The organism is Streptomyces atratus (genome assembly GCF_900119365.1).
Classification (GTDB): Bacteria; Actinomycetota; Actinomycetes; order Streptomycetales; family Streptomycetaceae; genus Streptomyces; species Streptomyces atratus_B.
The window spans coordinates 14,124-32,775 of record NZ_FPJO01000046.1; the positions used below are offsets into that span (position 1 = coordinate 14,124).

General features: G+C 71.2%; 16 protein-coding genes, 1 pseudogene and 1 riboswitch. Of the genes and pseudogenes, 11 read left to right on the top strand and 6 right to left on the bottom strand.

The window, feature by feature from the left end; genetic code table 11:
* Positions 1 to 268 precede the first annotated feature (268 nt).
* Positions 269 to 808, bottom strand: a pseudogene (locus BT364_RS36535) (glycosyl hydrolase family 18 protein); the annotation flags it as partial.
* Between the two features lie 295 nt (positions 809 to 1,103).
* A riboswitch (FMN riboswitch) is annotated at positions 1,104 to 1,234 on the top strand.
* A gap of 160 nt (positions 1,235 to 1,394) precedes the next feature.
* Here BT364_RS36535 and ribD point away from each other — a divergent pair.
* The 10 genes from ribD (at position 1,395) to BT364_RS36585 (ending at position 9,951) form a co-directional block, all read left to right on the top strand.
* Positions 1,395 to 2,495: a bifunctional diaminohydroxyphosphoribosylaminopyrimidine deaminase/5-amino-6-(5-phosphoribosylamino)uracil reductase RibD gene (gene ribD / locus BT364_RS36540; RefSeq protein WP_072489481.1), complete on the top strand. Its 1,101-nt coding sequence runs from the start codon at positions 1,395 to 1,397 to the stop codon at positions 2,493 to 2,495.
* Positions 2,496 to 3,113, top strand: coding sequence for a riboflavin synthase (locus BT364_RS36545; protein WP_072489482.1), 618 nt, complete (start codon positions 2,496 to 2,498; stop codon positions 3,111 to 3,113).
* On the top strand, positions 3,110 to 3,754 hold the full coding sequence (locus BT364_RS36550) for a nicotinamide mononucleotide transporter family protein (RefSeq protein ID WP_072489483.1): 645 nt from the start codon (positions 3,110 to 3,112) through the stop codon (positions 3,752 to 3,754). Before BT364_RS36545 ends, BT364_RS36550 begins: the two co-directional genes overlap by 4 nt.
* A complete protein-coding gene (locus tag BT364_RS36555; RefSeq protein ID WP_072489484.1) occupies positions 3,751 to 5,049 on the top strand; it encodes a bifunctional 3,4-dihydroxy-2-butanone-4-phosphate synthase/GTP cyclohydrolase II in 1,299 nt (432 codons plus the stop codon). The genes BT364_RS36550 and BT364_RS36555 overlap by 4 nt, the downstream gene beginning before the upstream one ends.
* 28 nt (positions 5,050 to 5,077) lie before the next feature.
* Entirely contained in the window at positions 5,078 to 5,563 is a 486-nt protein-coding gene (gene ribH / locus BT364_RS36560) for a 6,7-dimethyl-8-ribityllumazine synthase (protein ID WP_072489485.1), read from the top strand.
* A gap of 34 nt (positions 5,564 to 5,597) precedes the next feature.
* Complete coding sequence (locus BT364_RS36565; RefSeq protein ID WP_018524273.1) at positions 5,598 to 5,870, top strand: phosphoribosyl-ATP diphosphatase; 273 nt, start codon at positions 5,598 to 5,600, stop codon at positions 5,868 to 5,870.
* 63 nt (positions 5,871 to 5,933) lie between these two features.
* Entirely contained in the window at positions 5,934 to 6,782 is an 849-nt protein-coding gene (gene hisG, locus BT364_RS36570) for an ATP phosphoribosyltransferase (protein ID WP_072489486.1), read from the top strand.
* Between the two features lie 35 nt (positions 6,783 to 6,817).
* Positions 6,818 to 7,282, top strand: a complete 465-nt coding sequence (locus BT364_RS36575; protein WP_072489487.1) for a PH domain-containing protein — start codon at positions 6,818 to 6,820, stop codon at positions 7,280 to 7,282.
* Positions 7,283 to 7,474: 192 nt separating this feature from the next.
* Positions 7,475 to 8,848 carry a hemolysin family protein gene (locus BT364_RS36580; RefSeq protein WP_072489488.1) on the top strand — a complete coding sequence of 458 codons (1,374 nt, stop codon included), beginning with the start codon at positions 7,475 to 7,477 and terminating at the stop codon, positions 8,846 to 8,848.
* Positions 8,845 to 9,951 carry a hemolysin family protein gene (locus BT364_RS36585; RefSeq protein WP_072489489.1) on the top strand — a complete coding sequence of 369 codons (1,107 nt, stop codon included), beginning with the start codon at positions 8,845 to 8,847 and terminating at the stop codon, positions 9,949 to 9,951. Before BT364_RS36580 ends, BT364_RS36585 begins: the two co-directional genes overlap by 4 nt.
* Positions 9,952 to 10,171: 220 nt before the next feature.
* Here the strand turns inward: BT364_RS36585 and BT364_RS36590 are convergent, their stop codons facing one another.
* Together BT364_RS36590 and BT364_RS36595 are read right to left on the bottom strand one after the other, a co-directional pair.
* Positions 10,172 to 12,085, bottom strand: a complete 1,914-nt coding sequence (locus tag BT364_RS36590; RefSeq protein ID WP_177328375.1) for an AAA family ATPase — start codon at positions 12,083 to 12,085, stop codon at positions 10,172 to 10,174.
* Positions 12,086 to 12,445: 360 nt separating this feature from the next.
* Positions 12,446 to 13,075, bottom strand: coding sequence for a uridine kinase family protein (locus tag BT364_RS36595; protein WP_072489491.1), 630 nt, complete (start codon positions 13,073 to 13,075; stop codon positions 12,446 to 12,448).
* Positions 13,076 to 13,251: 176 nt separating this feature from the next.
* Between BT364_RS36595 and BT364_RS36600 the strand changes: the two genes are divergently transcribed.
* Complete coding sequence (locus BT364_RS36600) at positions 13,252 to 14,607, top strand: peptidase C39 family protein (RefSeq protein ID WP_072489492.1); 1,356 nt, start codon at positions 13,252 to 13,254, stop codon at positions 14,605 to 14,607.
* A 72-nt stretch (positions 14,608 to 14,679) separates the two neighbouring features.
* On the opposite strand, the gene BT364_RS36605 is transcribed toward BT364_RS36600, so the two are convergent.
* The 3 genes from BT364_RS36605 to BT364_RS36615 form a co-directional block, all read right to left on the bottom strand.
* A complete protein-coding gene (locus tag BT364_RS36605) occupies positions 14,680 to 16,053 on the bottom strand; it encodes an alkaline phosphatase (protein ID WP_072489493.1) in 1,374 nt (457 codons plus the stop codon).
* Between the two features lie 224 nt (positions 16,054 to 16,277).
* Positions 16,278 to 17,726 (bottom strand): argininosuccinate synthase, encoded by a 1,449-nt coding sequence (gene argG / locus BT364_RS36610; RefSeq protein ID WP_072489494.1) that lies wholly within the window; start codon positions 17,724 to 17,726, stop codon positions 16,278 to 16,280.
* A gap of 122 nt (positions 17,727 to 17,848) precedes the next feature.
* Positions 17,849 to 18,652, bottom strand: an 804-nt coding sequence (locus BT364_RS36615) for a glycoside hydrolase family 18 protein (protein ID WP_256260391.1), incomplete at its 5' end; no start/stop codon positions are given.

An 18,652-nucleotide genomic window follows, 5' to 3' on the forward strand; every position in this document is an offset into this window, starting at 1 on the left:
TCACCGCCGGGCGGTACGGGGAAGGTGGTGAGCTGCTGTCGGTTTGGTGAGCTGGAGCGAGTCCGACGGAAACCGCCCCCCACGGACCACGCCCCCGGAGGCGTGCCGCCGAACGGGACGAGAACGCGGCGACCGAGTGCATCCAATACCGTTCGGGATGCGCCCAGCGCGCGTGTGTGGGTCCAGGACTCACTCATGCGCGCTGGCTAGGAATGGTCAGCAGGCTCCGAGGTCCTGCCCCCAGTTACCGGTGGAGCCGGGCTCCTCGCCCTTCGTCCACGCGCTTGCCGCTGTCGTCGAAGTAGCCACCGGTCTCGGCCCAGCCGCCCACCGACACCATGGTCTTCACGTTCGGGTACTTCTTCTTGAACTTGTTGAGCAGATTGAAATGACCCTTGTAGGGGAGGTCCGGGTCCATCTCGGCGCCCGCGGCACCCGGCCAGGTCATGCCGGTCGAGGCGTTGTCCGGCCCGTCGGCGCCGACCGAGAGCTTGTTGCCGCCGTCGACATGGGCGGACGCGTAATTCAAATGGGTGACTTTGTCCCAGGGGGTGTCGGGGACGAGATAAGCGGGTTTGCCGTCCTTGCCGGTCCGCCAGTCGGTGAAGTATCCGATGACCCGCCGCTGGTGGTCGGCGCCCATCTTCTCGCGGCCCTCGGTGTCGTGGACGGAGCAGTAGGGGACGGCGACACCGGGCGTCTCGTAGAGCCCGTCGGGGCGACAGGACTCCTGGTCGGCGGCGGCGGACGGGGTGGCGGCGAGCGAGCCCATCAGCAGTCCGGCGACTGCTGCGCCGACTGCGAGCAGGGTGGCTCTCGCACGGGTGGGGACAGCGCGTTCGGTTCCTCCCGGTAGGTTCGGCAGAACACAACTGGCAAGAGGATGGGTCGTGTTGATGCCCCGGATGTGCGCACACCGCGGGACCGCTCCTCGGAGGTGACGCAGAGATCAAAAGGACTAGACCACTGCGTCGATAGGTCTGGACCTTTAAGTGTCGACTTCTTCGGGCGCCCCCTCGCCCGCGCCGACCTGTGAGCCAGTCCACAGGCGCTCACCCGTATGGCCCGCCGCCGGGCGTGGCACACTGATCGTGTACCAGCAGCAGCGCACTCCGGGGTCGGTGCAATTCCGAACCGGCGGTTATAGTCCGCGACCCGTCCGCATCCAGCGGCCGGTTGACCAGGTGGGATTCCTGGACCGACGGTTAAAGTCCGGATGGGAGGCAGTGCGCGGCGGGCCGTTTTCGCGGGTACGCCGCCGTCGGCGGATGGTTTTCGGGCAACCGGTCCATCCGTGTTCTCCGGCATTTTCGGCGTTCCCCCGTGGCGTTCCCGCTTCATCTGTCGTCATCGACAGGCCCCGGAGTCCGTGCCCGAAGAGGCAGGAGGACCCGGTGGACACCGCAGCCGACATCACCGCCATGCGCCGTGCGATCACGCTCGCCGCCCGCGGTCTCGGCTCCACCAGCCCCAACCCCGTCGTCGGCTGCGTCGTCCTCGACGCCGCGGGCCGCCACGCCGGAGAGGGCTTCCACCAGCGGGCCGGCGGACCGCACGCCGAGATCCACGCCCTGCGCGACGCGGGCGAGCGGGCCCGCGGCGGCACCGCCTACGTCACCCTCGAACCCTGCAACCACACCGGCCGCACCGGCCCCTGCGCCCAGGCGCTGATCGACGCCGGGATCGCCCGGGTCGTCTACGCGGTCGGCGACCCGAACCCGCAGGCCACCGGCGGCGCCGACACCCTGCGCGCGGCCGGGATCAAGGCCGAGCAGGGGCTCCTCGCGACCGAGGCCGAGGCGGGCAACGCCGCCTGGCTGACCTCGGTGCGCCTGGGCCGCCCGTACGTCCTGTGGAAGTACGCGGCGAGCCTGGACGGCCGGATCGCGGCCGCCGACGCCACCAGCCGCTGGATCACTTCCCCCGAGTCCCGCGCCGACGTCCACCGGCTGCGCGCCGAGGCCGACGCCGTCGTGGTCGGCTCCGGCACCGCCCGCACCGACGACCCGCAGCTCGGTGTACGCCGCATCGAGGACGCCGTGCAGCCGCTGCGGGTGGTCGTCGACACCGGCGCCACCGCCGTACGCCCCGGCGCCCGCGTCCTCGACGGCACCGCACCCACCCTGATCGCCGTCGCCGAGGACGCCGACGCCCGGCACCTGCCGCAGGCGGCCGTCCTGCGGCTGCCGCGCGCCGCCACCGGCCCCGGCCTGGACATTCCCGCCCTCCTCCGCGCCCTGCACGGGCGCGGCATCCGTTCCGTACTCCTCGAAGGCGGCCCGACCCTGGCCGGGGCCTTCGTCGCCGCGGGAACGGTCGACAAGGTCGTCGGCTATCTCGCCCCCGTGCTTCTCGGCGCAGGCCCCGCGGCCCTCGCCGACGCCGGAATCTCCACCATCGCCGAGGCGTTGCGCCTCGATGTGACCGAGACCGTCCGTATCGGCCCCGATCTGCGCATCACCGCCGTCCCCGGCCCTGCCCGGAAGGGAAACTGAGTGTTCACCGGAATTGTCGAAGAACTGGGTGAGGTCACCGCCGTCGAGAAGCTCGGCGACGCCTCCCGATTCCGCCTGCGCGGCCGCGTGGTCACCGAGGGCGCCAGGCACGGCGACTCCATCGCCGTCAACGGCGTCTGCCTCACCGTCGTCGACCTCGGCGACGGCGAGTTCACCGCGGATGTGATGGCCGAGACCCTCAACAGGTCCAGCCTCGGCGCCCTGGACACCGGGTCCCGGGTCAACCTGGAACGCCCCATGGCGGTCGGCGGCCGGCTCGGCGGACACATCGTCCAGGGCCATGTCGACGGCACCGGGCGCATCGTCGAGCGCAGGATCTCCGAGAACTGGGAGATCGTGAAGGTCTCCCTCCCCGCGGAACTGGCCCGCTACGTGGTGGAGAAGGGCTCGATCACCGTGGACGGCGTCAGCCTCACCGTCGTGGAGGCCGGACCCGACTACTTCACCATCAGCCTCATCCCCACCACCCTCGCCCTGACCACGCTCGGCATCAAGGAGCCCGGCGACCCGGTCAACCTGGAGGTGGACGTCATCGCGAAGTACGTCGAGCGGCTGCTCGGCCACCCCGCGCAGGAGCCCGAGGAGCCGGCGAAGTGACCGCCCTGAACTGGCTGAACTCGGAGGCGTTCACCGTCTTCGGACAGCACATCATCTGGTCCGACATGATCGGCAACACCGTCGGTCTGATCGCCCTGACCCTGGGCTGGCTCCGCTCGATCTGGACCTGGCCCGCCCAGCTGCTGTCCGGCGTCGTCCTGGTCGCGGCCAACGCCTCCGTGCACCAGGCGGGCAGCGTCGGCAAGCAGCTCGTCGTCATCGCCGTGGCCGTCTGGGGCTGGCAGCAGTGGACCCGGGGCAGGCAGCAGGCCCAGGACGGCTCCATCGCCGTACGGTTCGCCACCTGGCGCGAGCGCGGCTACCTGCTGGGCGGTGCCGCCCTCGGCACCCTCGCGGTCGGCGGCCTGTTCACCGCGTTCCCCTCGCTCTCCTGGAGCCCGTGGGCGGACGCGTACATATTCGCCGGCACCCTCGTCGCCATGCTCGCCCAGGCTCGCGGCATGGTCGAGTTCTGGTTCGCCTGGCTGCTGGTCGACCTGGTCGGCGTACCGCTGAACTTCCACAGCGGACTCGCCTTCTCCGGTCTCATCTACGTCGTGTACGGCGCCCTCGTCCTGTGGGGCATGCGCGACTGGTGGCTGCGTTCGCGGACACCCGCTCTGGAAGGAGCCACGGCATGACTGCCCAGCCCACCTGGCTGCACCGGGAACACGAGGACGCCGCCGAGGACCTCCGTCTGGACCCCGTGGAGCAGGCGATCCGTGACATCGCCGCCGGACGGCCCGTCGTGGTCGTCGACGACGAGGACCGGGAGAACGAGGGCGACCTCGTCGTCGCGGCCGAGAAGGCCACCCCCGAGATCGTCGCGTTCATGATGAGCGAATGCCGCGGCCTGATCTGCGCGCCCATGGAGAACGACGAGCTGGAACGGCTCGAACTGCCGCAGATGGTCGACCACAACACCGAGTCGATGCGCACGGCGTTCACCGTCTCCGTCGACGCGTCCGCCGCCCACGGCGTCACCACCGGCATCTGTGCCGCCGACCGGGCCACCACGCTCCGGCTGCTGGCGGGCGGCGAGGCCGACCCCGGCGACTTCGTACGGCCCGGCCACATCTTCCCGCTCCGCGCCCGCTCCGGCGGCGTACTGGTCCGCAACGGCCACACCGAGGCCGCCGTCGACCTCGCCCGGCTCGCCGGACTGCGGCCCGCCGGGGCCATCGTGGAGATCGCCGGCGAGGACGGCGTGATGCTGCGGCTGCCCCAGCTGGTCCCGTTCGCCCGCAAGCACGGCCTCACGATCATCTCCATCGAGGACCTGATCACCTACCGCCGCAGCGCGGAGCCGACCGTCCGCCGCGAGGCCGAGGTGCGGCTGCCCACGGGCTTCGGCCCGTTCACCGCGTACGGCTACCGCTCCACCACCGACGGCGTCGAGCACGTCGCCCTGGTCCACGGCGACCTCGGCGACGGCGGCGACGTCCTGGTCCGGGTCCACTCCGAGTGCCTGACCGGTGACATCTTCCAGTCCCAGCGCTGCGACTGCGGTCCCCAGCTGCACGCGTCCATGCGCCGGATCTCCGAGGAGGGCCGCGGCGTCGTCGTCTACCTGCGCGGCCACGAGGGCCGGGGCATCGGCCTGCTCTCCAAGCTCCGCGCGTACGAACTCCAGGAGCGCGGCGTCGACACCCTCGACGCCAACCTGGAACTCGGCCTGCCCGCCGACGCCCGGGACTACGCGGCCGGCGCCCAGATCCTCAAGGACCTCGGTGTCCACAGCCTCAGGCTGATGACCAACAACCCCGACAAGACGGCCGCGATCCTGCGGCACGGACTCGCCGTCACCGGCCGCGAGCCGATGCCCGTCCAGGCCGGTGAACACAATCTGCGCTACCTGCGCACCAAGCGCGACCGCATGGGGCACGACCTGCCCTGGCTCGACACCGCCACGGCGTCGACCTGCGGCAACCAGTGAGATCACGGAAACGAGCGGTAGGAGAGACATGAGCGGCAAGGGCGCACCCGAACTGTCCGTACGCAACTGCGGTGACCTGCGCGTGGCGGTCGTCGCCGCGCAGTGGCACGAGAAGGTCATGGACGGACTCGTCGACGGCGCCCTGCGCGCCCTGCACGAGCTGGGCATCGACGAGCCGACCCTGCTCCGGGTGCCCGGCAGCTTCGAACTCCCGGTCGTGGCCAAGGTCCTCGCGACCCGCGGCTACGACGCGATCGTCGCCCTCGGCGTGATCATCCGCGGCGGCACACCGCACTTCGAGTACGTCTCCCACGGCGTCACCAACGGCCTCACCCAGGTCGCCGTCGACACCGGGGTCCCGGTCGGTTTCGGCGTACTCACGTGCGACACCGAGGAGCAGGCGCTCGACCGGGCCGGCCTGGAAGGCTCCAACGAGGACAAGGGGCACGAAGCGGTCACCGCGGCCGTCGCCACCGCCGCGACGCTGCGCACGGTCAGCGAGCCCTGGCGCTGAGCGCAGGGCACGGACCCCGTACTCTGAGACCATCATGGCGAACAAAACCTTCGAAGAGCTCTTCGCCGAGCTGCAGCTCAAGGCCGCCAACGGCGACCCCTCCACCTCCCGTACCGCCGAGCTCGTGGACAAGGGAGTCCATGCCATCGGCAAGAAGGTCGTCGAAGAGGCCGCCGAGGTCTGGATGGCCGCCGAGCACGAGAGCAAGGACGCGGCCGCCGAGGAGATCTCCCAGCTGCTGTACCACGTCCAGGTGATGATGGTCGCCCGCGGGATCTCGCTCGACGACGTCTACGCCCACCTCTGAGCACCACCCCCGCACCACGTATGTCCGCAGAAGACTCCCTCCTCGCAAAGGAAACCTGACCTCATGCTGCGCATCGCCGTCCCCAACAAGGGTTCACTCTCCGGGCCTGCGATGGCGATGCTCCATGAGGCCGGATACCAGCAGCGCAAGGAGTCCAAGGAACTCGTCCTCGTCGACCCCGAGAACGAGGTCGAGTTCTTCTACCTGCGGCCGCGCGACATCGCGATCTACGTCAGCTCCGGCCGGCTCGACATCGGCATCACCGGCCGCGACCTGCTGCTGGACTCCGGCGCCGACTCCGAGGAGATCCTCCAGCTCGGCTTCGCCCGCTCCACCTTCCGCTACGCCACCAAGCCCGGCACGGCCCAGGGCCCGCAGGACTTCGACGGCATGACGATCGCCACCTCCTACGAGGGCATCGTCGCCAAGCACCTCGCCGACGTCGGCGTCAACGCCTCCGTCGTCCACCTCGACGGCGCGGTCGAGACCGCCATCGAACTCGGTGTCGCCCAGGTCATCGCCGATGTCGTGGAGACCGGCACCAGCCTGCGCAACGCGGGGCTCGAAGTCATCGGCGAGCCGATCATGAAGTCCGAGGCCGTCGTCATCCGCCGCACCGGCGCCCCCGACGACGACCCCAAGGTGCAGCAGTTCCTCCGCCGCCTCCAGGGCGTCCTGGTCGCACGCTCCTACGTGATGATGGACTACGACTGCCGCGTCGAGCACCTGGAGCGCGCGGTCGCCCTCACCCCGGGCCTGGAGTCGCCGACCATCTCGCCGCTGCACCACGAGGGCTGGGTCGCCGTCCGCTCCATGGTCGCCGCCCGGGAGGCGCAGCGGATCATGGACGACCTGTACGACCTCGGCGCCCGCGCCATCCTCACCACCGCCATCCACGCCTGCCGCCTCTGACGGCCAGGCGCCCACCCGGAAGACAGAAGAACATCATGTCCGCCCCCGCACCCCGGCCCGAACTCCCCACCCTCCCGGTCACGTTCCGGCCGACCCGAACCCGGGTGGTCCTGCTGACCGTGGGGGCGGCGATGTTCCTCGTCATCACCGCCGTCGCCATGACCCTGGAGCAACTGAGCCCGGGGGAGCGGGCCAGCTTCGTCTTCACGGCGCTGCTGTTCTTCGGAGTGCTGGCGCTGCTCAGCCGTCCGAAGATCGTCGCGACCGAGGACGGGGTGACCGTGGTCAATCTCACCCGGACGCGCCGCCTGTCCTGGGCGGAGATCCTCCGGGTCAACCTGCGTGTGGGTGACCCCTGGGTCTTTCTCGACCTGAGCGACGGGACCAGCATGCCCGCCCTCGGCATCCAGCCGGGAATCGCCAAGCAGCAGGCCATCCGCGACGCCCGTACGCTCCGCGCCCTCGCCGAGAACCACGGCACCGGAACGGACATCGGCTGAGCCCTCTGCCCCGTACGGCCGCTTCTTGATTACTCTGGAGGGCGGCGGTGTCCCTGTGCGCCCCGCCCCGCACCAGAGGTCCATGAGAAACGAGACCGGCGGGGCTTTCCTGCGACCCAAGGAGTGACTCCTTCCAGCAATGGACGGATCGTCCGGTAGTACCTGCGCCGCCCCTTCCCCGGAGGCGGCGGCATGACCACCCCCCTGCTGCTTCTGAGCGCGGCATTCCTTCTCATCCTCGCCAACGGATTCTTCGTGGCGGCCGAGTTCGGCCTCGTCACGGTGGAGCGGCCGGACGCCGAGCGCGCCGCGGCCGAGGGCGACCGGCGGGCCCGCACCGTCGTCGAAGCCCTGCGTGAACTCTCCTTCCAGCTCTCCGGCACCCAGCTCGGCATCACCATCACCTCACTGGTCGTCGGCATGCTCGCCGAGCCGGCACTCGCCCAGCTGCTGGAGGGCCCCCTCACCGCGACCGGGCTGCCCGACGGCGTCGTACCCGGCGTCAGCGTGGTGATCGGGATGATGGCGGCCTCCGCCGTCCAGATGGTGATCGGCGAACTCGTGCCCAAGAACTGGGCGGTCTCCCGGCCGCTCCAGGTCGCCCGGTTCGTCGCCGGCCCCCAGCACCGCTTCTCCGCCGTGTTCCGGCCGGTGATCAGTCTGCTGAACACCGTGGCCAACCGGCTGGTACGACTGCTGGGCGTCGAACCCACCGACGAGCTGGCCTCCGCCCGCACCCCCGGGGAGCTGGTCTCCCTGGCCCGCCACTCGGCCGAGGCCGGCACCCTCGAACAGGACACCGCGGACCTCTTCGTACGGACCCTGTCGCTCGCCGGACTCACCGCCCAGCACGTCATGACCCCGCGGGTGAAGGTCAGCGCCCTGCAGTCCTCGGCGACCGCGCAGGACGTCCTCAACCTCACCCGCGCCACCGGCCTCTCCCGCTTCCCCGTCTACCGGGAGCGGATCGACGAGGTCGTCGGCATGATCCACCTCAAGGACGCACTCGCCGTGCCCGCCCAGGACCGGCTGCGCACCCCGGCCGGACGGATCGCCGTGCCGCCGCTGCTGGTCCCCGAGACCCTGCCCGTCGAACAGCTGCTCCAGCGGCTGCGCAACGAGCAGCCGATCGCCGTCGTGGTCGACGAGTACGGCGGCACCGCCGGGGTCGTCACCCTCGAGGACATCATCGAGGAGCTCGTCGGCGAGGTCCGGGACGAGCACGACGCCGAAGGCGCCGACCGGCCCGAACTGGCCCCCGCCGCCCCCGAGGACGGCCGCCCGGCCTGGGACGCCGAAGGCAGCTGCCGGGTCCTCACCCTGCGCCGGATAGGACTCGACGTCCCCGACGGACCGTACGAGACCGTGGCCGGACTCGTCGCCGATCTGCTGGGACGCATCCCCGCCCCCGGCGACCGGGCCGAGCTGCCCGGCTGGCGGATCTCGGTCCGCCAGGTCGGCCACTACCGCGCCGAGAAGGTCCGCTTCGTCCGCACGGCCGAGCCGGCCGGTCCCGGCGCCGGGACCGCCCCGGTGACCCGAGAGGTCCTGGAGGCCGTGCGATGAGCCTGGTCCAACTGCTCTTCGCCGCGCTCCTCGTGCTGGCGAACGGCTTCTTCGTCGGTGCCGAGTTCGCCCTCGTATCCGTACGGCGCAGCCAGGTCGAGCCCCTCGCGGCGGCCGGGTCGGGCCGCGCCCGCCAGGTGCTGTACGGCCTGGAGAACCTGCCGCAGATGATGGCCGCCGCCCAGTTCGGCATCACCGTCTGCTCACTGACCCTCGGCGCCGTCGCCGAACCGACCGTCGCCCATCTGCTGGAGCCGGTCTTCCAGGCGGTCCACCTGCCCGAGGGCCTCGTCCACCCGCTCGGCTACGTCCTGGCACTCGCCCTCGTGGTCTTCCTCCACCTCGTCATCGGCGAGATGGTCCCGAAGAACCTCGCGATGGCGGCGCCGGAGAAGACCGCGCTCTGGCTCAGCCCCGGCCTCGTCGGCTTCGCCCGGCTCTGCCGCCCGGTCACCGCCGCACTGGGGGCCTGCGCCCGGCTGGTGCTGCGGATCTTCGGCGTCGAACCGAAGGACGAGGTGGAGGCCGTCTTCACCAGCGAGCAGCTCAACCGGCTCGTCGAGGACTCCGGCCAGGCCGGACTGCTGGAGCCGGAGGCGCAGGAGCGGCTGGAGGACGCACTGGAGCTGGGCAGCAGGCCGGTCACCGACGTGCTGCTGCGCCGGGCCGCCCTGGTGACCGTGGACCCGTCCGTCACCCCGCACCGGATCGAGGAGCTGACCGTACGCACCGGCTACTCGCGCTTCCCCGTGTGCGCGGAGGGCGGCGGTCCGTTCATGGGCTATCTGCACGTCAAGGACGTCCTGGACCTGGAGGACGGCGAGCGGGCCGTCCCCCAGCACGTATGGCGCCCGATGGCGACCGTACGGGCCGAGCTGCCCCTGGACGATGCCCTGACCGTGATGCGCAGGGCGGCCACGCACCTGGCACAGGTCGCCGACGCGTCCGGCCGGATCCTCGGCCTGGTCGCCATGGAGGACGTCCTTGAGATGCTCGTGGGCGAGGTGCGCGACCCGGCCCACCGGGTCGCGGTGCCGCGCCGCGCGGCGGAGCCGGCGAGCACGACGACCGGCTACGGCGAACTCACCGCGTCGGTCCGCTAGGGCGTGTTCTAGAAGTAGCGTCGTCCGCCCGGAGGGCGGGTCCCGCGGGGTCTGGCGCGTGCGATCGCAAGGCGCCGGGGTGCCCTTGTAGCGGAGCTACCAGGGCATTTCGGCAACGCGGCGAGCGTGCGTGTCAGACCCCGCGAGACAGGCGGGACTTCTAAAACACGCCCTAGCAGCGCCTCCCGGTTGCCGGAGGAGCTCCCTCCGGCAACCGGGCTCAGAGGATCGGCGGCTCCTGCGGACCCCGGTCCACCGGCCCGCGGCCGGACAGCACCTCGCCGTACGCCTGCATCAGGTCCGGCAGCCGCAGGGTGGCCAGATCATCCCGGCCCGGCACCGCCGCGTAGCCGGAGAGCCGCAGATCGCGGTAGGCGCAGCTCTTCTCATACAGGGTGCGCAGGAACCGTCCGTTGCCGAGCTCGTCGATCCAGCCCTGCTCGACGACATGGCCGCTGATGGAACGCAGCTCGTCCAGGGACTCCTCGTCCCACACGTCGCCGTTCTCCGCGGCCAGCACCTCGCCGATCGAGGTGAGCTCCAGCGGCCGGTAGCTCGGGAAGTCCACCCGGGTGGTGAACCGCGAGGAGAGCCCCGGATTGGTGGCCAGCAGCCGGTCCATGCCCTCCGGGTAGCCCGCGAGAATGACGACGAGATGGTCCCGGTTGTCCTCCGCCCGCTTGAGAAGGACCTGCAGGGCCTCGTCGCCGTACGCGTCGCCCTTGCTGTAGCCGCTGTTGGCGAGGCTGTACGCCTCGTCGACGAAGAGCACCCCGCCGAGCGCCGAGTCGATCAGCTCATTGGCCTTGACCGCGGTCTGGCCGAGGAACTCGCCCACCAGATCCGCCCGTTGGGCCTCGACCAGATGGTCGCCGCCCAGCAGCCCCAGCGCGTAGAAGACCCGGCCCAGGATGCGGGCCACCGTGGTCTTGCCGGTGCCGGAGGGGCCCGAGAAGACGAAATGGCGCTTGGGCGGCTGCACGGGCATCCCCTGACCGGCCCTCAGTCGCGCCATGTTCAGCTGCGCGGACAAGGCCTTGACCTGGCGCTTGACGGGCTCCAGACCCACCATCCGCTCCAGCTCGGCCAGCGCCTCGGCGAGCAGCACCGGATCGCTGGGCCCCGCCGGGAACGGCGACGGCGGCTGTCCCGGCACCGCCGCCCTGCGCCGCGTCCCGCCGGACGGCGGCGGCATTCCGAGGCCCGGCAGACCGGGCGTCTCGCCACCGGAGCGCGGCTCCCGGCCGTCCACCGGATCGGTGCCGAGCAGCGGATCCGCGTCCGGCTGCGCCTCCGACACTGTGCCGTCCGTTCCGAGCCCGGCCAGCGACACGGCGGCCAGCCCCGCGGCCTCGTCGGAGCCCTCCAGACCGTCGTAGTCCGCGATCGCGGCGAGCCGCGCCGAGGTGTCCATGAAGGCGGGGTCGATGCGGTGCACCGCCCGGTAGAGCGGCAGGGCGGCGGCGCTGCGGCCGGTGCCCTCGTGCGCGCGGGCCAGCCAGTACCGCAGCTCCTTGCGCTGTGGCTGCTCGCTGCGGCAGCGCATCAGGGCGGTGGCGAGCAGCGGCTCGGCCTGCCCGTACATCTCCAGGCGCACCCGCGCCATTCCGCCGAAGAGCCCCGCCTCGATGCCGAGCAGCGGATCGTCCATCAGCTGCTCGGTGTTGCGTACGAGCTGCTCCCAGTCCTTGACCAGGTACGAGCGACAGGCATGCAGGAATCGCACCTGCGGGTCCGCGTCCACCGGCGGCAGGCCCGCGAGCGCCCGGTCCAGCTCGGGGACATGGCGGCCGTCCAGCCAGTGCGAGGCGTGCGCGAGCAGCAGATCGCGGGCGTTCTCCAGCACCGGCTGCACCCACCAGCCCAGCCAGTACCAGGAGTTGAGCGTGCGCCGATGGCGGGTGCGCTGTTCGCCGAAGCGCTCGCGATGGCGGTACATGCGCAGCAGCGCCGTCGTCGTGTCGACCCTCAGCGCATGGAGGCCGAGCCAGCCGTCCGCCATGCCGGGGTCGAGACGGACCGCGGCCCTGAACTCCTCCTCGGCCTGCGGGTAGGCGCCCATGGTGTAGGCGTCCACGCCACGCAGCCAGGCGAGGTCGGCCGGGGCCTGCGCACCCTGCGTGCCGATGTCCATCTGGTCCCCCACAAACCGTGCCCCCAGGATGTCGCGCCGCACGATTCTGCCCACCGGGGCGCACCGAATCACTTTGCCGCGGACGGGAATTGACCGCACCGAGAGGCATCGTACCTGCGCAGGGAGTGTGCGACTAAGAGCGCCGCAGCAGAAGGGAGACCGTGACCCAGGGTGAGCGGAATGCCTCGTACCGGTATACGGGAGGGGGTGCGAGGGCAGAACGAAGCCCCCGATCACGGGGGAACAATCGGGGGCTTCGTGTCCGTGGGGGCTCCGAAAAGCCGCACAATGAGAACGTAAGACCTGTACCGCCCCTGGGTCAAGCGGAGTTGGGGTACTTCCGGGGCGATTTCTCACCATTCAGCACGACGGCGAGTCGCGCTCACGTTCGGTGACGGAATGGTTCGTTCCTGCTGCTGTTCCGGGCCCCTTCGACAACGCGTAACCCACCGGCAACTGCCGTACCAGAGTGTCCGCGTGGGGACGTGAAGGATCGGCCGAGAAGTGCTCCGTCTCGGCTGCCGTCCACCCGTCCCAGAAGTCCGAGAGCGCCGGCCCGTCCCTGCGCCGGCCGCGCGCCCAGGACTCCGCGGCGGCGAGGTCCATCCACAACAGCCGGGCCAGCGAAGGCCGCAGCGCCCGGCGGCCGGCCCCGACCCCCTCGATCAGGACCACCGGGGCGGGCTCCAGGCCGCGCGGCGCTCCGAAGTTCCGCGCGGTCCAGTCGTACGGCGCGTACCGTGCGCACTCGCCGCGCTCCAGCGGCCCGAGCACCTGCTCCCGCAGCCGTTCCGCCCAGGTGAAGAAGGACTCGTGGGTGGCCATGTCGTCCAGGTGCAGGACCGGGGCGTCGCCGAGCGCGGCGGCCAGGCGGCCGGTGAAGGTGCTCTTCCCCGACCCCGCGTGGCCGTCGACGGCGATCAGCCGCACCGGCCCGCAGGACGGCGGCAGGGCGCGCAGCCGCGCGGCGAGGGGTGAGAGGTCGTTCATGCCCACCAGCCTACGAGCCGCTCCGGAGCAGCCGCAGGTCACGCCAGTGGACCAGACCAATATTGGTTTACCGGCGCGAGCCGAATCGCTGGCCGGATCCGGCAACGACCCGCAATAGTTGGCGAACTGTCGTGCACCTGCAAGCCCCATTCCGCTGACGACCGGGGGTCCCGCCCATGAACCGACCGACCTCACGCAGAACCGTGCTGACTGCCGCGCTCGCGGCAGCGGCCACCGCGGGCGCGGTGTCGTCCGCCGGCCCCGCGGCCGCCGCCTCCCCGCCCCGAGCCCCCTCGGCGGGCGCTGCCGTGGACAACAGCTCCTGGCACACCTGCACCGACTGGCGCGCCGGCTCCGGCGCCGGGACGCGTGCCGTCGCGGGCCGCCGCCCCGGTCTGGTGATCGGCCACGCCGAGGGCCGCACCGAGTACACCGATCCGCACACCGGCACGACCGCCGCCTGGGAGTACGCGACCTGGACCTCGCCGGTCCACCGGTCCACCGTCCCGGCGACCGAGGTGATCGCCTCCTGGAACGCGGACACTCCGGCGGGCACCTGGATCCAGATCGAGCTCCAGGGCCGCTACTCGGACGGCGCCTCGACGCCCTGGTACGTCATGGGCCGCTGGGCCGCCGGTGACGGTGACATCCGCCGCACCTCCGTCGACGACCAGACCGACGGCAAGAGCTCCGTCTGGACCGACACCTTCTCGGTGGACGATCCGGCGAGCGGACTGCGCCTGGTCTCGTACCGGCTGCGGCTCACCCTCCACCGCACCCCGGGCACCCGGCTGACGCCCACGGTCCGGCGGCTCGGCGCGATGGCCTCCGACGTCCCCGACCGCTTCACCGTGCCGGCCAGCACCCCCGGCCTCGCCCGCGAGCTGCGGGTGCCGCGCTACTCGCAGAACGTCCACGCGGGCCAGTACCCCGAGTACGACAACGGCGGCGAGGCCTGGTGCAGCCCCACCTCCTCGCAGATGATCATCGAGTACTGGGGACGCCGGCCGACCGCCGAGGACCTCGCCTGGGTCAAGCCCGGCCTGGCCGACCCGCAGGTCTGCCACGCCGCCCGGTTCACCTACGACTACCAGTACGAGGGCTGCGGCAACTGGCCGTTCAACGCCGCCTACGCCGCGACGTACGAGGAGATGAGCGCGGCGGTGACCCGGCTGGGCTCGCTCACGGACCTGGAGACGCTGATCCGCGCGGGCATCCCGGCCATAACGTCGCAGTCCTTCCTCAAGGAGGAGCTGACCGGCGCGGGGTACGGGACCTCCGGCCACCTGATGACCGTGATCGGGTTCACCGCGGACGGCGACGTGATCGCGAACGACCCGGCCTCACCGAACAACGAGGCCGTGCGCCGGGTCTACAAGCGCCGGGAATGGGAGAACATCTGGCTCCGCACCAAGCGCTACGACGCGAACGGCAAGGTCAGAAGCGGTACGGGCGGGGTGTGCTACCTGTACTGGCCCGCCCGGCCGACACCGGTTCAGCGCCGGGTGCTGAGGTCCTTCGGCCTGCTGTGAGCATGTGCCGTCCCCCGGCCCCGTCGGCACGAGCAGCCTGCCGAAGGGACCGGGGGACGGACGCCGGGGTTGTCAGCGCACCCGGAGCGCCTCGCGGATCGTGGTGAACAGCTCGGTCTGGTCGGTGACGCCCAGGACCCGGTAGGCCTGCGGGCCCTGCGCCGCGATCCGGACCTCGGTGCCGGTGTGCTCCTGCGACTGGCCGGGCGTGTTGGTCGAGTAGTTGACCTTGATCTGCTGGCCCTCGTCGGTGACCAGCGTGGAGGTCAGGCCGGGCGGCTGGGCCTCCAGGGGCACGATCTGGCTGCTGTGGCCGTGGTCGGCGGTGGTGACCACGAGGGTGTCGGGGTGCTTGGCGGCATACGCGCGGGCCGTCTTCACCGCGCGGTCGAACGCCGCGGTCTCGCCGATCTGGCCGCACGGGTCGGCCGCGTGGTCCTGCTTGTCGATCGAGGCGCCCTCGACCTGGAGGAAGAAGCCCTTCTTGCTGTGGTTCCGCTTCTGCTTCGCCTCCAGGAGCTGGATGGCCCTGGCGGTCTGGTCGGCGAGGTTCGGGGTGCCGGCGGGCCGGTTCGGGTTGGAGGTGACGCAGCGCTGCGGGTCGGTCCCGCCGACCGCGGCGGCCTTGCCGGTCCACTCGGTGGGGACGTTGCCGGGTGCGAAGAGGCCGAGCACCGGCTTGCCGCCCTTGACCGCCTTCAGGGAGGCGTTGTCGGTGACGACCTGGTAACCCAGCTTCCGCGCCTGCTCGGTGACGGTCAGGCCCTTGTACCTGCCCTCGGTCACCTTCTGGTCGAAGCGCTGCTTGCCGCCGCCGAGGAGCACATCGACCTTGTGGTTGACGCTCTGCTCGGCGATGGAGCCGGGGCCGCCCTTGGCGATGGTGTCGGTGGGGCACTTGGCCATGTCGGCGGGGCCCTGGCAGGAGCGGTCGGTGGCGTGCGAGGCGAGGACGGCCGGGGTCGCGTCGGTCAGCTCGGCGGTGGTCACCGAGCCGGTCGCGTAGCCGCCCTTCTGCGCCAGTTCCAGAATGGTCGGCACGGCCTTGTCGGTGCCCGGCGTCTTGGAGATCCGCCCGTTGACGGTCTTCACGCCGGTGGCCCAGCCGGTGCCGCTGGCCGCGGAGTCGGTGACGTAGTCGGGCGTGCCGTCGGCGTGTACCGCGTAGGTCGTGTACGCGCCGGTCAGCGGGAACCTGTCCATGTTCAGGCGGCCCGCCGCGCCCACGGTGTAGTCGCGGGCGAGGGTGATCTCCGAGTCGCCCATGCCGTCACCGATGAGCAGGATGACGTTCTTCGCCTTGCCGCCCTTGACGGCGTCCTCGGCGTGTTCCTTGGCGCCGTACGCACCGGCCGACGCCGTGAGGGCGACGGCGGCGGTGGCGGCGGCGACGAGGACCGCACCGGTGGCTGTCAGGTGACTGCGGGACAGGCGCTGTCTGGGCATGGAGATCTCCTTGATCCGGTCGGCCGGGAAGCACCGACGACGATCACCTCATCAGCGGTGGGTGAACCGCCGATGACGTCGAAGTCGCTTCCGTCCTGCCGGAACATGGCGTGAGGGGCCTGTCGGCGTGTCCCGCTGTCGCGGGTGTCCGGCACGGCAGCGGGCCCCGGCGGAACCGAATCCGCCGGGGCCCGCTGCCCGGTGCGTACGACCGGTGGCCGGTGTCAGTCCGTGCCGGACTCCATCGCGGCGCGGTCCAGCATCGTCTCCTCGTCCGTGGCCTCGCCGCGCGAGGCGATCGCCTGGGCGCCGCCCTGGTCCATCGCGCCGATCAGGCCGGTCGAGGCGGCCTGTGCGGCGCCGATCGGCGTCGGGTGGCCCGTGCCGACCAGACCGAGGCCCGCGTACTGCTCCAGCCGCGCACGCGAGTCGGCGATGTCCAGGTTCCGCATGGTGAGCTGGCCGATCCGGTCCACCGGGCCGAACGCCGAGTCCTCGGTGCGCTCCATGGAGAGCTTGTCCGGGTGGTAGCTGAACGCCGGGCCCGTGGTGTCGAGGATCGAGTAGTCCTCGCCGCGCCGCAGCCGCAGCGTCACCTCGCCGGTGACGGCCGCGCCGACCCAGCGCTGGAGCGACTCACGGATCATCAGCGCCTGCGGGTCCAGCCAGCGGCCCTCGTACATCAGCCGGCCGAGCCTCCGGCCCTCGTTGTGGTACGCGGCCAGGGTGTCCTCGTTGTGGATCGCGTTGACCAGGCGCTCGTAGGCGATGTGCAGCAGCGCCATGCCGGGCGCCTCGTAGATGCCGCGGCTCTTGGCCTCGATGATCCGGTTCTCGATCTGGTCGGACATGCCGAGACCGTGGCGGCCGCCGATCGCGTTGGCCTCCATCACGAGGTCGACGGGGGAGGCGAACTCCTTGCCGTTGACGGTGACCGGGCGGCCCTGGTCGAAGCCGATCGTCACGTCCTCCGCGGCGATCTCGACCGACGGGTCCCAGAACCGCACGCCCATGATCGGGTCGACCGTCTCGACGCCGGTGTCCAGGTGCTCCAGGGTCTTGGCCTCGTGCGTGGCGCCCCAGATGTTGGCGTCCGTGGAGTACGCCTTCTCCGTCGAGTCCCGGTACGGCAGCCCGTGCGCGAGCAGCCACTCGGACATCTCCTTGCGGCCGCCGAGCTCCGTGACGAAGTCCGCGTCCAGCCACGGCTTGTAGATCCGCAGGTGGGGGTTGGCGAGCAGCCCGTACCGGTAGAACCGCTCGATGTCGTTGCCCTTGAACGTGGAGCCGTCGCCCCAGATCTGCACCCCGTCCTCGAGCATGGCCCGCACCAGCAGCGTGCCGGTCACGGCACGTCCCAGCGGTGTGGTGTTGAAGTACGGGCGCCCGCCCGACCTGATGTGGAACGCGCCGCAGGCGAGCGCCGCCAGCCCCTCCTCGACCAGCGCGGCACGGCAGTCGACGAGCCGGGTGATCTCGGCGCCGTACGCGGAGGCACGGCCGGGCACGGACGCGATGTCGGGCTCGTCGTACTGGCCGATGTCGGCGGTGTACGTGCAGGGGACGGCGCCCTTGTCGCGCATCCAGGCGACGGCTACGGAGGTGTCGAGCCCGCCGGAGAAGGCGATGCCGACGCGCTCGCCGGTGGGGAGGGAGGTGAGGACTTTGGACATGGCAAGACTATGCATCACTTCGCATGATCATGCAACATGGCGCCCCCGTGAAACACCGCGCGGCCGGGCGGATCGCCCGGCCGCGCGGCCTCGGATCAGTGTTCCGGGGGAGCGGACGGCCCTCAGTCGATCGCCCTGATCAGCTCTCCGTCGGTGGTGTCACCGCTGAGCTCCCAGAAGAAGGTGCCGCCGAGACCCTGCTGGTTCTTCCAGTTCATCTTGGTGGCGATGGTGGCCGGGGTGTCGTAGCTCCACCAGTTGGCGCCGCAGTGGGCGTAGGCGGTGCCGGCGACGGTGCCGGTGGCCGGGCAGCTGTTCTTGAGGACCTTGTAGTCCTCGATGCCGGCTTCGTAGGTGCCGGGGGCGGCGCCGGTGGCGGTGCCGCCGGGTGCGTCCTGGGTGACGCCGGTCCAGCCGCGGCCGTAGAAGCCGATGCCGAGCAGCATCTTGGAGGCGGGGACGCCCTGGGCCTTCAGCTTGGTGATGGCGTCGGCGGAGCTGAAGCCGGCCTTCGGGATGCCGTTGTACGAGGTGAGCGGGGAGTGCGGGGCGGTCGGGCCCTTGGCGTCCCAGGCGCCGAAGAAGTCGTACGTCATCACGTTGTACCAGTCCAGGGACTGGGCGGCGCCGGCGTAGTCGGCGGCGTCGATCTTGCCGCCGTCGGAGCCGTCGGCGGTGATGGCGGCCGTGACGAGGTTGTTGCTGCCGAACTTCGAGCGCAGCGCGGTGGTGAGGCCCTTGAGCGCGGCGGGGCCGCTGGTGTCGCAGGTCAGGCCGCAGGCGTTGGGGTACTCCCAGTCGATGTCGATGCCGTCGAAGACATCGGCCCAGCGCGGGTCCTCCACCAGGTTGTAGCAGGACTCGGCGAACGCGGCCGGGTTCTTCGCGGCCTCACCGAAGCCACCGGACCAGGTCCAGCCGCCGAA